Source organism: Pseudenhygromyxa sp. WMMC2535, assembly GCF_011083025.2.
On record NZ_JABJWV010000001.1, the window covers coordinates 6,309,317 to 6,322,723 of the forward strand.

12 protein-coding genes are annotated in these 13,407 nt (G+C 69.8%); 6 read left to right on the forward strand and 6 right to left on the reverse strand.

Translation table 11 applies throughout. The annotated features are described in order from the left end of the window. The first annotated feature begins 80 nt into the window (after positions 1-80). Complete coding sequence (locus G6O69_RS24430) at positions 81-1,523, forward strand: AarF/ABC1/UbiB kinase family protein (RefSeq protein ID WP_172305922.1); 1,443 nt, start codon at positions 81-83, stop codon at positions 1,521-1,523. Positions 1,524-1,618: 95 nt separating this feature from the next. Here the strand turns inward: G6O69_RS24430 and G6O69_RS24435 are convergent, their stop codons facing one another. From G6O69_RS24435 to G6O69_RS24445, 3 genes are read right to left on the reverse strand one after another with little or no spacing between them, the layout of a single operon-like run. Beyond that, on the reverse strand, positions 1,619-2,035 hold the full coding sequence (locus G6O69_RS24435; RefSeq protein ID WP_172305923.1) for a hypothetical protein: 417 nt from the start codon (positions 2,033-2,035) through the stop codon (positions 1,619-1,621). 55 nt (positions 2,036-2,090) lie between these two features. Beyond that, complete coding sequence (locus tag G6O69_RS24440) at positions 2,091-2,507, reverse strand: hypothetical protein (RefSeq protein WP_172305924.1); 417 nt, start codon at positions 2,505-2,507, stop codon at positions 2,091-2,093. 2 nt (positions 2,508-2,509) lie between these two features. After that, positions 2,510-3,829 (reverse strand): cytochrome P450, encoded by a 1,320-nt coding sequence (locus G6O69_RS24445; protein ID WP_172305925.1) that lies wholly within the window; start codon positions 3,827-3,829, stop codon positions 2,510-2,512. A gap of 164 nt (positions 3,830-3,993) precedes the next feature. Between G6O69_RS24445 and G6O69_RS24450 the strand changes: the two genes are divergently transcribed. From G6O69_RS24450 to G6O69_RS24460, 3 genes are all read left to right on the forward strand, one after another. Next, entirely contained in the window at positions 3,994-4,758 is a 765-nt protein-coding gene (locus tag G6O69_RS24450; protein ID WP_172305926.1) for a lysophospholipid acyltransferase family protein, read from the forward strand. A gap of 124 nt (positions 4,759-4,882) precedes the next feature. Continuing rightward, positions 4,883-6,037: a hypothetical protein gene (locus G6O69_RS24455; protein ID WP_172305927.1), complete on the forward strand. Its 1,155-nt coding sequence runs from the start codon at positions 4,883-4,885 to the stop codon at positions 6,035-6,037. A 117-nt stretch (positions 6,038-6,154) separates the two neighbouring features. Beyond that, positions 6,155-6,775 (forward strand): hypothetical protein, encoded by a 621-nt coding sequence (locus G6O69_RS24460; RefSeq protein ID WP_255215865.1) that lies wholly within the window; start codon positions 6,155-6,157, stop codon positions 6,773-6,775. Positions 6,776-6,932: 157 nt separating this feature from the next. On the opposite strand, the gene G6O69_RS24465 is transcribed toward G6O69_RS24460, so the two are convergent. From G6O69_RS24465 to G6O69_RS24475, 3 genes are all read right to left on the reverse strand, one after another. Continuing rightward, positions 6,933-7,982: a prolipoprotein diacylglyceryl transferase gene (locus G6O69_RS24465; protein ID WP_172305928.1), complete on the reverse strand. Its 1,050-nt coding sequence runs from the start codon at positions 7,980-7,982 to the stop codon at positions 6,933-6,935. Between the two features lie 113 nt (positions 7,983-8,095). After that, positions 8,096-9,838 (reverse strand): hypothetical protein, encoded by a 1,743-nt coding sequence (locus G6O69_RS24470; protein ID WP_172305929.1) that lies wholly within the window; start codon positions 9,836-9,838, stop codon positions 8,096-8,098. Positions 9,839-9,902: 64 nt separating this feature from the next. Continuing rightward, on the reverse strand, positions 9,903-11,717 hold the full coding sequence (locus G6O69_RS24475) for a choice-of-anchor I family protein (protein WP_172305930.1): 1,815 nt from the start codon (positions 11,715-11,717) through the stop codon (positions 9,903-9,905). Between G6O69_RS24475 and G6O69_RS24480 the strand changes: the two genes are divergently transcribed. Together G6O69_RS24480 and G6O69_RS24485 are read left to right on the forward strand one after the other, a co-directional pair. Beyond that, on the forward strand, positions 11,716-11,883 hold the full coding sequence (locus G6O69_RS24480; protein WP_176397059.1) for a hypothetical protein: 168 nt from the start codon (positions 11,716-11,718) through the stop codon (positions 11,881-11,883). The genes G6O69_RS24475 and G6O69_RS24480 overlap by 2 nt on opposite strands. Further along, on the forward strand, positions 11,880-13,172 hold the full coding sequence (locus G6O69_RS24485) for a lycopene cyclase family protein (RefSeq protein ID WP_172305931.1): 1,293 nt from the start codon (positions 11,880-11,882) through the stop codon (positions 13,170-13,172). The genes G6O69_RS24480 and G6O69_RS24485 overlap by 4 nt, the downstream gene beginning before the upstream one ends. Positions 13,173-13,407 lie beyond the last annotated feature (235 nt).

The following is a 13,407-nucleotide window of genomic DNA, read 5'->3' on the forward strand; positions in this document are numbered from 1 at the left end:
CCGAGGGCTCGAGACCTGGGGGCGCCAGCAAACGCCGTTGGGGCGGTCGACTCCGGCGAAGACGGTGGGATAGTTCGGCCATGGGCATCAAGACGGGTCGCGCAGGGCGGCTGGCCAAGCTCGGCGGCCTCGCGGCTCGCCTCGGTGGTACGGCCGTCGGCCTCGCGGGCAAGCGCCTGCGCGCGGGCAAGGAGGAGGCGATGATGACGCTGCACCGGCGCACGGCCGAGCAGCTGTTCGAGACCATGGCGCAGATGAAGGGCCTGCCCATGAAGGTCGGGCAGATCCTCTCGTTCATGGACGGGCTCGTCCCGCCCCAAGCCCAGGCGGTCTACGCCGAGCTGCTCTCGCGCCTTCAGGTCAGCGCCGAGCCGCTGGCCTGGGAGGAGATGGCGCCCACGCTCGAGGCTGCCCTCGGCCGCCCTCTCGACGAGGTGTTCGCGAGCATCGAGCGCGAGCCGATCGCGGCGGCTTCGATCGGCCAGGTCTATCGGGCGACGCTCACTGAATCTTGGGCCGAATCTTGGGCCGAGACTTGGGCCGAATCCTCGGCCGCAGACGGGGCGGGGCAGGGGGGGATCGGCCGCGAGGTCGCCGTGAAGGTCCAATACCCCGGCATCGCCGAGGCCGTGCGCAGCGACCTCGCCAACGCCGGCGGCATCGCCCGGACCATGTTCAAGCTGCTGCCCAACGTCGAGGGCAAGGTGATGATCGAGGACTTCCTCGGGCGCATCGCCGAGGAGTGCGACTATCGCATCGAGGCCGAGAACATGGCCGCCTTCTCGGCGCGCTGGGCCGGGGACCCGCGCGTGCTGATCCCCGCGGTCCACCGCGAGCTGAGCACGGAGCGGGCGCTGATCACCGCCTACATGCATGGCCAGAGCCTCGACGCGCTCACGCCCGCGCACGAGCCCGACGCGGCGCGCCGCGACGCCGTGGGCGAGGTGCTGTTCGGCTTCGTGTTCCGCTCGCTGCTCGTGCACGGCATGTTCAACGCCGACCCACACCCCGGGAACTTCTTGTTCCCCGGGGAGGATCGCGTGGTCTTCCTCGACTTCGGCTGCGTGCAGACCTTCGACGAGGACGCCCGCGCGGCCTTCCGTGGGGTGATCACGGCGATCCTCTCGGGCGACCGCGGGCCGGCGCTGTGGCGAGCGCTCGCCGCAGGCCTCGAGTTCCCCGAAGATTGCTCCGAGCCGCTGCGCGAGATCATCGAGCGCTTCGTGCTCTACTGCTTCGAGCCGGTCCTCGCCCCCCAGCCCTACCGCTACACCCGCGACTACACCACGCGGCTGTCGGAGCTGACCTTCGAGATCAAGATGACCGTGGCCAAGAACCTGCTGCGGATCGGCTGGCGCGAGCCCAAGCGCCGCGGCCTGGTGCTGCTCAGCCGGATCCTCTTTGGCATGAACTCGCTGCTCGCGAGCCTGGAGGCCGAGGCCGACTGGCGAGCCGTGCTCACGGCCGCGATCGCGGCGGGCGAGGAGCACGTCGGCGCCGGCGAGGCGCTCGGTGTCGGCTGAGCGCGGCCGCGGGCAGCGAACAAATACGAGACGCGGCCGGCGAGTCTCCCTCGGCCGGCCGCGTCTACTTTGGTGATTGTGGCGATGGGCTTGGGCTACTGCCCGATCTTCACGTTGCCAGCGTTGACGTCGACGGTCGTGCCGTCGGGGGTCTTGACGTTGACGTTCCCGTGCTCGTCGGTGACCACCGACGCGCCGTCGGCGGACTTGGCCTCGGTGCCCGCGGGCCCGGCCTTGGCCTCGTTGCCCTCGCCGTCCTTGGCCTCGACCATGGCGCCGTGCGCCGAGGCCTCGACCTTGGCGCCCTCGGTGTCGACCTTGGCGCCATCGGGGCCAGCCTCGACCTTGGTGCCGCCGGCTTGCACGGAGACGCCTTCCTTCTTGGCGTCGGCCTTCTCTTCGGTCTTCTCTTCCTTCTTGTCCTCGGCCTTGTCTTCCTGCTTGTCGCAGGCCGGAGCGACCAGCGTCAGGGCGAGGAGGCAGAGGGGAAGGGACTTGGTGAAAACGCGCATGTCACGGAAGGTACCTGGACACCGAGGGTCAAGCTAGGCCCAATTTCACTCGGGTTCAGCACCGCTCCAGCTCGACCATGCTCCGCGCAGAGAACGCGCACTCCATGGCCGCCTTGGGCGGAGGATTGGCTTGGCACGCCTGGATGAGCTCCTCTTTGCCCACAGCAGCGGCGTCCACGAGGATCTCGTGCGCCAGGGGGTATTCATCGCGCTCGGCCTCCTCGATGAACAACACGGCGAAAATTTCGCCCAGCCGGACGCAGTCTTCCTTGGTCGCCAGGACGCCCTCGCCCTCGCTCTCCACCCAGACGTCCTCGGTCTGGGTAGGGTCACCGGTCTGTGCTCCGGCGGGCTCGGCCGCGGTCTCAGGGGGGGCGGCCTGCGCGGGCGCGGTGTCCTGCCTGTGGCAAGCCACGCTGGCCACCAACAGGGCGAGGAGGCAGGGTGAGGTGAGCCTGGTGAGGGGTGCCATCGTCAGGCCAGGCCGAGCTTCACTTTGCGGGGAGGTTGGGTGAGGGGCACGAACTTGGGCTTGGGGATCGGGCCTTGGGGCCTGGGCCGCAGCCCCCAGGCAGCGAGGCGCCGAGCGGCGTGGACCAAGAAGAGCGTCCCCTCGAGCAGGGCCATGTGATAGCCGAGACAAAAGTGGGCGCCGCCACCAAATTGGCAGTTCTCCACGACCGTGGGTTTGCGCTCGAGGCCGAGCCAGCGCTCGGGGAGCCAGCGCTCGGGGTCCTCGTAGTGGTTGGGGTCGCGGGAGAGCAGCATCAAGCTGGTGCCGACGATGGTGTTGGCGGGGACGCGGTAGCCGCTGCGCTCGAGCTCGAGCTCGGCGTTGATGTGGCGGGTGTCCGTGGACACCGGGGGGTACAGGCGCAGGCTCTCCCGGAACACGCCGGCGGCCAGGGGCGCGCGCTCGGCCAGCTGGGTGTAGTCGTTGGGGACCTCGTCCATGGCCGTGGCCTCCTCGCACAGCCGATCCCAGTACTCGGGGTATTGGGCGAGGTAGAGCATGGACCAGGCCATGGTCGAGGCCGTGGTCTCGTGGCCGGCGAAGCCGAGGATCAGCAGGTTGTCGATCAGCTCGCGCTCGGACAGGCCGATGCCCCCCTCGTCGTGGCCGTGGACCATGGCGCCCACGATGCTGTCGCGGTCGTCCTTGGCCCGGGCTTGATTGACGATCTCGCGGATGCGCTCCTCGAGCCAGGCCCGCGCCCGCCCGCCTCGCCAGCGCGGTGAGCCGGGGAATTCGAAGGGCAGCCTGATCGCGCCCAGGGTGTACTCGCCGTACCAGCGCGACCAGTCGGGGAGGTCGCGGACCTCGACGCCCATGACCCGAAAGATGACCTCGAGGGCGATGACCTTGGCCTCGCCCACGACGTCGATCTGAGCGCGCGGGCGCCAGGTGTCGAGGCGACGCTCGACGGTCTGGGTGATGATCTCGCCGACCTGGGCGCGGCCGAGCCCGGCGGGGGTGAAGGCCGGGCCGCTCACGCCACGCACGCGGCGGTGCGGGGCGCCGTCCAGGGTCAGCATGGAGCCGCCGAGGAAGAGGTCGAAGTCGGCCATGTGCGAGGAGTCGGCCCGCTTGGTCCGCAGCACCGAGAAGCCCTCCTCGCCCAGGACCATCAGCGTGGGCGCGTCGCGGAAGCCGGCGTTGTACCAAAACACCGGCCCGATCTCGTGCTGGGCCTTGCGCAGCACCCCGAGGGTGTCGCGGGCGAGCGCGGGCAGGTGTCCAAACAGCGGCAGCTTGCCGGGGAGGGTGGGAGCTTGTGCGGCGTCGCGGAGCATGACGATTGACCCGAATGATACGAGAAGCCGGCGGCGATTGATGCGCGTAACGAGGGCGGCAGTGAGGGTCAAGGGTCGCGCTCGCGTAGCGCAGAGTTGGCCGGCTCGACCGGCTCGAAGTTGGCTCGAAGTCGGCGCGAGCGCGGTGTTACCCTGGTCTCACCGTGGCCAGTCGACTCGAGAACTCGAACAACGCGAAGCTGATCGACTGGGTGCGTTCGGTGCCCGCGAGCGTGAGCCTGGCGTCGGCCATGCTCGGCTTCGAGGTCCCGCTGCGGGTGATCGGCGCCAAGGGCAGCCGCGAGGACCTGATGGACGCCGGCCACGTGCTCGCGGACCTCATGTGGATGTCGCTGCGCCTGACCGGAGCGAGCCTCGAGGTCCACGGCCTCGAGCACGTCAGCAGCCGCGAGCGCTACGTGGTCCTCGCCAACCACCAGGGCTTCTCCGATGTCCCGGTGCTGAGCACGACCTTGCGGGCGATCCAGCCGCGCTACGTGGCCAAGCGCGAGCTCGGCCGCGGCTGGCCGAGCGTCTCCTACCTGCTCCAGGCCAGCGGCTCGGCGATCATCGACCGCAAGCACCCGCGCGAGGCCATCGCCGAGATCGAGCGCCTCGGTCGCCAGGCCAAGCGCGAGCGCTGGAGCGTGGCGATCTTCCCCGAGGGCACCCGGGCCAAGGACGGCAAACCAAAGGCCTGGAAGCACGGTGGGGTCAAGGCGCTGCTCGACACCACCGGACCCTGTCTGGTGCTACCCGTCTCGATGTGGGGGGGATCGAAGCTCTTCGCCTACGGCGGGCTGCCCTTTCAGGCCAACGTACACATGGGCATTCGCGTCCACCCGGCGGTCGAGTCTCCGGGCCCGGATGAAGACTTCGACGCCTGGCTCGAGGCGCAGCGCGAGACGGTGGCCGCGGGCCTGCCTTGAGTGTTGGGCCTGTCCGCCGCTCCGGGTGGAGTCGCGTGGGTAGGTCGACGCCTCATAGATGTCACCGAGTCGAGCTCGATGAACGCTTGGTTCGGGCGTGTGTCGAGTGATATCGCGAGGACCGATGTCGATATCCCAGCTGATGCTCTCGAGCCTGCTCGCCTTCGCCGAGCCCCCTGCGGGCTACGCCGAGGCCGTCGATGAGCTCGAGGCGGCCGCGGAGCAAGCCAAGCGCAGCACCAGCGCCGCGACCATCGATCGCCTCGAGCAGGCGGTCGAGGGGGTCGAGCGCTTCCCGATGGAGCTCGCCATCGATACGAAGGGCCACGAGCAGCGGGCCTTCGCCCAGCTCAGCCTCGCGCGCCTCTACCTCACCCAGGGAGACGAGGGCGCGGCCGGCCGGGTCATGGACGACGCAATCTTCGGGATCGGCATCGCGCCGCTGCCCATCGAGCGCTTCGGGCCCACGCTCGGCGACTTCTACGAGCGCAGGCTCGCGGCCCTCGAGGCCCTCGGCCAGGCCACCCTCGCGGTCGACTGCAAGGTCGCGTGTGGGATCTATGTCGACGGCAACGCGATCATGGGCGACGAGGTCTCGCTCTACCTCGGCCCGCACCTGGTCCACGTGACCTCGAACGAGGGCGATCCGCTGACCCGCGAGCTCGTGCTCACGCTGGACGGGGCGCGCATCGAGTATGGTCAGGGCTTCGCGTCCGCCGGCGACGATTCGCTGGCTCATGGGGAGCTGAGCGCGACGCAGGACACCCGCCTGGCCTGGGGAAAGATGGAGCGCCCGATCCCGCGCTGGAAGCTGGCGGGCGTCGGCGTCAGCGGTGGGGTGTTCTTGGCTTCGATCGGCGTTGGTTTGGGCTTTGGGATGGCGGTTCGCGCAAACGGCTCGGTCCATGAGGAGCTGATCACGGCGGCGGAGGAGAGCCTGACGGATCAGAAGCCGAGCAACGACATCGATCCCAACTCGAAGGGGGACTTGTGTGCGCTGGCCCGGGCCGAGCCCAGCCCCGACGATTCCGGCGCCGTGACCAACGCGGAGGTCACGGAGGTTTGCAACAAGGCCGACGTCTATGCCTCCGTCGGCTCGGCGATGATGCTGATCGTCGCCCCGATCGCCGCGGTCTCGACGATCACCTTTGGCCTGCTGCTCAACACCCACCGGGTGCCCAAGACCACCGCGAAAGCGCTGCGTCGACATCAGCCCGGCCTCGTGGTCGCGCCGCGGCGCGATGGCGGCGTGTTCGTCACGGGCGGCTTTCGCTTTTAATTCCAAGCCCCGACGCTGGGCGCAATCGCACGTCGCCTCGCCCTGTGTGGGCCGGGGAGGGCCTCGCCGCGGGCCTCCCCGTGAGCATCGGTCAAAGAAGCTGCTACATAGACGGCGATGCGAGTTCGAAGGCTCCCCCTATTCCTCTCGCTCGCCTTTGCGGCGACGTTGACTTGCTTCTCTTCGACGGCCCAGGCCGGCCAGGCGAGCGTGGCGAACCCCCCCGCGAGCTTGCAGCCAGGCCAGACCAACACCGTTCACGAGATCGGCATGAGCCTCAACGGGGCCTTCAACCCCGACGCCTTCATCCCCGCCTTCAACTGGCGCTTCCACCTGCCGAATACGGGGCGGATCGGTCAGCTCAGCGGGCTCTACATGGGCCTGAACATCGGTCCCGCGGTGAGCTTTCACGGGCGTGGGGCGGCTTACCACTATGACGATCGCGACTTCTACCGCGAGGTCTGGGGCCGCGGCGGCTTCGAGCTCGGCTACGAGATCGACCCGTGGTCGAACCTCGCGCTGACCTTCTCCCCGGTCGTCCACAACGACTTCCACTTCTCGCCCTACTTCTTCCAGTTCGCCCAGACCTTTGGCCCGGCGGTGCGGCTCTACATCGAGGAGCACTGGGTGGTGTACTTCGAGCCCGGGTTCGTGGGCTGGAACGTGTGGACCGACGGCGACAACACGGGCGCGGGCTTCTCTTTCCGCGGTGGTGTGGGCTTCGCCTATAAATTCTAAGTCTGAGCTTCGCGCGAACTCACCATGTGCGTGATGGGAGAGCGCGTGCGCTGCGGATCTTTGCCGAGCAAGCGATCCACCTAGAGAAAAAGCCCCAACGAAAAAGAGCGTCACCGGACAAGCGGTGACGCTCTTTTTGTTGGGGCTTCGAGGTCGATCAGCTCGGGCTGGGACGCTCGGCCTCGGCCTCCTGCGCGTCCTCGTCGTCGTCGTCGTCGTCCTCGTCCTCGTACTCGCCGTCCTCGTACTCGCCGTCCTCATCCTCGTCGTCCTCGTCCTCGTCCTCCCACCACACGGTCTCCTGAACCATGCCCTCGGCCCTGACGCGCTTGCCGACGATGATCAGCACGGCGGACAGGGTGACGACGATCAGCGAGATGAACTGGCTGGTGGTCATCATCACCGGGATGTTGGGGTCGAGGCCGAGGGCCTCGTTGAGGCCGGGGGTCTCGAGGCGGAACACGTAGCCGCGGATCGCGTCGCCGCGGAACATCTCGAGCACGAAGCGCGCCGCCGGGTACAGCATCACGTACTGGAGCATGACCTGGCCGTGGAAGCGCTTCTTGAGCCGGACGTGGAAGAACAGCCAGGCGAAGATCGTGAACTCGATGCCCGACTCGAGCACCGGGATGGGGTAGCGGCCGATGCCGCCGGCGTAGGCGGGGCTGTTCTCCGGGTAGTGCAGGGCCAGCGGGCCCTCGTGCGCGGCGCCGTAGCAGCAGCCCGCGAACAGGCAGCCGATCCGCCCGAAGGCGTGGGCCAGGGCCAGTAAGGGCGCGCCGAGGTCGAAGAAGCGGAGCATCCGCGTCCAGCCCTCGCGCATCGAGATCTCGATGGCCTTGCGCTTGCTGCCGCGCGGCTGCTCCATGGGCGGGTGCCGGCGGATGACGAAGTGCCAGCACAGGTAGAGCACGGCGCCGATCGGGCCGCCGTAGAACACCAGGCCGCCCTCCCAGATCGCAAAGATCTTCCACAGCGGCCCCTCGAGGAAGCGGTCGAGCTCGGTGAACACGTAGAAGAGGCGCGAGACGATCAGGCCCCAGAGGACGGTCCACAGCGCGACCTTCTCCCAGAGCTCGGGAGCCATGAGCTTGATGCGCTGGTTCTCCCGACCCCCGAGGACGATGGCGGCGAGCAGGCCGAGGGCGACCATGATGCCGTAGGGGGCGATGCGCAGCGGTCCAATGTGAAAAGGATCGGGGAACATGGTGCAGGCGTGGGGTAGCGGAAAGCGCCGGATCCGTCCAGCGGCGGGCCCAGGAGGGGCTCAGAGGGAGGCTAGCAGCGTGGGCGTCGGTTGGTGGCGATGCGCGCGCGAGCTCACGGGGCACTCGAGGCCGCGGCCCAGTCGAGCTGGAGCATGCCGTCCGTGTAGACGAGGTCGGCCTCGGACAGCCCAGTGGAGGCATCGTCGACGCGCTCGTGGACGTTACCGGAGGGCGCGAGGACCACGTCGCGGCCGAGGGCGAAGCTCTGCTCGCGGACGACCACCAGGTAGGCCTTGGCGAGGGCCAGGGCGCGGGCGCGCGAGGGCATGAGCATGGCCGCGAGATCGGGGGCGGCGGCGAGGGCCTCGCGGTCGAGGGCGCCGGACTCGTCGAAGAAGCGGGCGATCATCTCGGTGTTGGCCCGAAACTCGTCGCCGGCCAGGGCCCGCTCGAGCACGACCTCGACCTCGCCGCGGCTGTGCCCGATCTGCGGGACGTCGGGCATGCCGCGCAGATCCTGGTAGCCCCAGCCCGCCGAGCCGGGGAGCTTGCGCGGGTAGGCGAAGCTCTGATTCGCGGTCACGCCCAGGTTCGAGTGGCAGCCCATGCAGGTGTAGTGCTCCTCCTCGGTCTGGACACGCAGGCGGCCCTCGGCGTCCTCGATGAAGCCCTGGAGCTGCCAGCCAAAGGCGTTGCGCATGCCGGAGATCGGGTTGCCGCCAAAGCGGGGCAGGGCGCCCTCGGACTTCTCCTCGTCCTCGCGCAGGTAGGCGGCGCGGATGCGTTCGTCGCTGAGCTCGCGGAACTTGGCGCTGTAGCGCAGCTCCTTCATGCGCCGGGCGATGCCCGAGGGATCGTCGGGGTCGACGTAGCGGACCGAGTGCAGAAATTCCGTGCCCTCGGGGTAGAGGCGGCGGCGGACCCGGTGCTTGTTCGCGCCGCCGACGTAGTGCGAGGGCAGGCCGGCGAGCTCGGTGATCCCCTTGGTGTTCAGAGCGCCGTCACCGTCGAGGTCGAGGCCGACCGCGGCCTCGTCGACGGGCTCGATCTGCCAGCGGATCGCGTCGTCGAGGACCAGCGGGTTGGCGCCCATGCTGGCCGCGATGATCTCGAGGTTGAAGGCGTAGATCGCCTGCGAGGGCTGGCCCTCGGCGTTCTCGCGGTAGCGCGCCGGCAGGCGGATCAGCACGTCGTCGCTGCTGCCGTTGGTCGGCCAGAAGGCCCCGGGGAAGGGCTTGTAGCGGAACGCCCGCCAGCCGCTGCCGTCGCGGGCGAAGCCGCGATCGTCGAAGCCGGCGGCGAAGTCGAGGTCCGGGCGGTAGCCGTGGTAGTCGGCCTCGGGGAGCGCGGCGAGGGCCGCCCGCAGCGGCTCGTAGTTGTCCTCGCGGATCCACGCGAGGATCTCCTCGTCGGTGATCGCGGCGATCTCGGCCCGGTGATCGGCGAACAGGTTGGTCCAGTGGTTTTGCCTGCCCTCGTCCGAGAAGTCGTAGGAGCCCTGGAGGTCCCAGTCGTTCATGCTGTTGGGGAAGCGCGAGACCGTGTGGCAGGTCCAGCAGGGGTTCGCCCGGCCCTCGGTCTTCGTGTAGCACTGCGGGGGGATCGGGGCCTCGAGGTTGTCGAGCCGGCCGATGGTCGCGCGGGCGTGGGCCAGGGGGTCGAAGGCGGCCGGCTGCCCGGGGCTCCCGTCAACGTTGGCGTTGGCGTCGGCGTTGGTGTTGGCGTTGGTGTTGGCGCTCGCGGCCTGGGCCTGGCTCGCAGACGTGCGGGTCGGCGACGGCTGGGGGCTGGGTCCGCAGGCCGACGCCGCGAGCAGCACGAGCGCTGCGGCGGACTTGCGCTTGGGGCCGTGCATCGTCCCTCGACTCTCGCCCGCCGCGCCCGCCTGCGCAAGCACGCAGCGGGCGCAGCGCGAGGGGCTACTCCGCCAGGATCTGGAAGATGGCGATGGATCCGCTGACCTCGTTGGCGACGATCAGCAGCGGCTCGCCGATCGGGCTGTGCTCGGCGGACACGACCTCGACGCCCTCGGGGCCGAGGTCGCCGGCGCTGCCCGCCTCCGGGTCGCCCTCCCAGTCCCGGGTCGAGTGCTCGTAGAGGACGAAGCTCGGCTGCGCGGGCACGCTGAGATCGTAGACGACCACACCGCCGACGCGCTCGAGGCCCACGAAGGCGTAGGGCTTGCCCCACAGCTCGGCAACGGTCGCGCCCTCGGGCTCGGGGCCCTTGGCGTCGCTGCGGCTGTCGAAGGCGTCGTTGTCGTCGTTGTCGGCGTTGAAGTGCTCGGGGAGCGCCTCGGCGGTGATCTGTTCGAGCTGATCCCCGCTGTCCCAGATCAAGCTCCCGCCGGCGGACCACACCGAAAACGAGCGCGCGCCAAAGGCATGCAGCTGATCGTAGTCGCCGTCGTCGTCGAGGTCGCCGCTGAGCGAGCTGACCTGGAGGCGCCCGAGTTGCTCGTCCTCCTGGAGCGCGGCGGCGTCGGGGAAGGCCAGGGGATCGAGGTCGAGGTTCTTGACCCGGACCTCCTCGTCGAGGGCGTCGTAGCCGCGAGCGTCGCCCTCGTTGGCGGTCACGAGGTAGGGCTGGCCGTCGACCGAGAACGCCGCCACGGCGTCGGGCTGATACATGCCGAACACCGGCCAGGGGGCGATGGCCACGGCCTCGTCCTGGTCGCTGGGGTCGAGGCCGTTACCGGCGAGAGAGTGGTTCTTGAGCCCGAGGGCGACGATCTCGAGCACCGTGGCGGCGTCGAGATCGATGATCGCCATGGCGTTGTTCTCCTGTAGGGTGACCCACGCCGTGCTCGAGTCGGCGGAGATCGCCACGTACTCGGGCTCGAGGTCCTGGGCCACGCTCGAGCCCGGGCCGGTGACGCGGACCTGGGGATCGAGGTTGGCGAGGGTGTAGGCGGAGAAGTCGACGAGGACGACGTCGGCGTCGCCGAGCGCGGCCACGTCCCCGCTGACGTCGACGAGCGCGACCGTGCCCTCGGGGTCGAGGAGGTAGTCGTCGTCGGGCTCGCCCTCGCAGGCCAGCGCGAGCTTGGTCCCGTCGGGGCTGAAGGTGACCATGTCCGGCATGGCGCCGACCTGGAGATCGTTGACGTAGCTGAGATCGGCGGCGTCGAAGAACACGACCGCGCCGGCGGCCTGGGGATCCTCGGCCTCGACGGCGGCGGCGACCAGGCCATCGTAGACGTCGACGCTGTTGGCGGTGGCGCCGTAGGGCGTGACGTCGATGCTGTCGAGCAGCGCGATGTTGGCGGGGTCGGAGAGGTCGTAGACGTCGACGCTCGCCGACGCGCCGTTGACCACGAAGAGCTGCTGGCTGCCGGGGTCGTAGGCGGTGATCTCGGCGGCGCCCTCGTCGAACGCGCCGGTCTCGTAGCGGCCGATGAGCTCGAGGCCGCTGAGCGCGGGCTCGAGACCGCCGGTGGTCTCGGCGTCGGTCTCGGATTCGGCGTCGGTCTCGGAGCCGGACTCGGACTCGGAGCCGGATTCGGACTCGCTCGAGTCGGCGTCGGTCTCGGTGCTCGACTCGGTCTCGGTCTCGGCGCTCGAGTCGGTGCTCGTCGAGCCGATGTCGTCGTCGGTGTCGCCGCTCTCGCTCCCGCTCTCCTCGGTGGCGGCCTCGTCGTCGCTGGCGACGCCGTCGTCGCTGCAGGCCGCGAGGGGCAGGGCGAGGAGTAGGGGGAGCAAGAAGGTCGGGGTCGTCGAGGGGAGTCGGGTCATGGGAAGCTCGTCCGTGGGCCGGGCTGCTGGGCCGGCGGCGGTGGTTTCGGTGAACCCCGTGGCGGGCTGGCGACTTCTCCGTGGCGTGGCGGTGAACTTCGGTATTGCGTCACTTCAGCGCTGTGGCTGGACAGTGAGGGCAGCTCGCGCCAAGCTCGCGCGGTGAGCGAGGGGCTCGACCTGTGGATCGTGGGCGCAGGCCCGGCGGGTCTGGGCCTGGCCGAGGCTTGCTGCGCTCGCGGGCTACGCGTGGGCCTGCTCGACCCGGAGCCCGAGCACAGCTGGGTGCCGAACTACGGCCTGTGGCGCGACGACGCCGAGTCTCTGGGTGTCGCGGACTTCTTTGGGCATCGCTGGGAGCGCGCCCTGGTCGAGCTCGAGGCCGGCCCGCGCCTGCTCGATCGCGGCTACGGGCTGCTCGACGGCGACGCCCTCCAGCGCGCGTGGCTGGGGCGCTGCCGCGAGGCGGGCGCGCGGATCCTCGCCGGGCGCCTGGCGGCCATCGAGCATGACGACGAGGGCGCGGCCCTGCGCCTCGAGAGCGGCGAACTCGAGCGCGCCAAGCTGGTCGTCGACGCCACCGGACACGGCTCGCCCTTCGTCGCCCTCGAGGATGGTCCAGCGCCTGGCTACCAGGTCGCCTGGGGCGAGCTATGGGCCATCGACGCCTTGCCCGAGGCCTTCGCGGGCGGACGGACCATGGGCTTCATGGATTGGCGGGCCGTGACCGACGAGGCCCACGAGGCGGGCGAAGACGCGCTGCCGCCGACCTTCCTCTACGCCCTGCCGGTGGCCGAAGACCGGCTCTTCGTCGAGGAGACCGTGCTGGTCGCTCGCCCGCCACAGGGGCGTCGGCCCGGGGACTGGCTCGAGCCTCTGGAAGATCGCCTGCGCCGGCGCCTGGCTCAGCAGGGCGTGGATCAGGCGCTGCGCGGCGGCGCCCCGTTGGCCGTCGAGCGCTGCGTGATCCCCATGGGCGGCCCGCTGCCCCGGGGGGACCAGCTGACCTTGGCCTTTGGTGGCGCCGCAGCCATGGTCCACCCCGCCACTGGCTACATGCTGACCGCCGCCCTGCGCCGCCGCGCCCCGGTGGCCGAACGCATCGCCGAAGAGGTCGGCGCGTGGGCTGGGCCGGGGGCGCCCAGCCAGCGGATCTGGCGGTCGATCTGGCCGGACGAGCGGGTTCGAGCCTGGCGCCTGTACACCTTCGGCATGGACGTGCTCGCGCGCCTCGATCGCCCGGGGATCGATCGTTTCTTCGCCGAGTTCTTCGCCCTCGGCGACGAGCGCTGGCGCGAGTTCGTGAGCGCCAGCGCGAGCACGCCCGCGCTCATGGGGACGATGCTGCGCTACTTCAGCGCCGCGCCCTGGTCGATCCAGCGTCGCCTGGGCGCGGCCCTCGTGGGCAGCGAGGGCCGGCGGCTGCTCGCGGGCTTCAGGGGTCTACGCGGTTAGGGCGGCGCGCCTCCGACTTGCCTGTCTGCCAGGACTCCGTTCGTGTTGGGGAGGCCTCCTTGCTCGCGGACGAGGGGTCTTCAATTTCGCCCCGCTGTAGGAGCCGTCTTCATCGACGGCTACATGAGTTCGAGGGGCGACGCGATGATGCGTGCAATGGAGGCCGAAGCGGCCGCGTACGTAGACTGGTGCCCGCTTCTCGTGGAGTCGAGTTTGGCGCTGATCTCCTGAGATA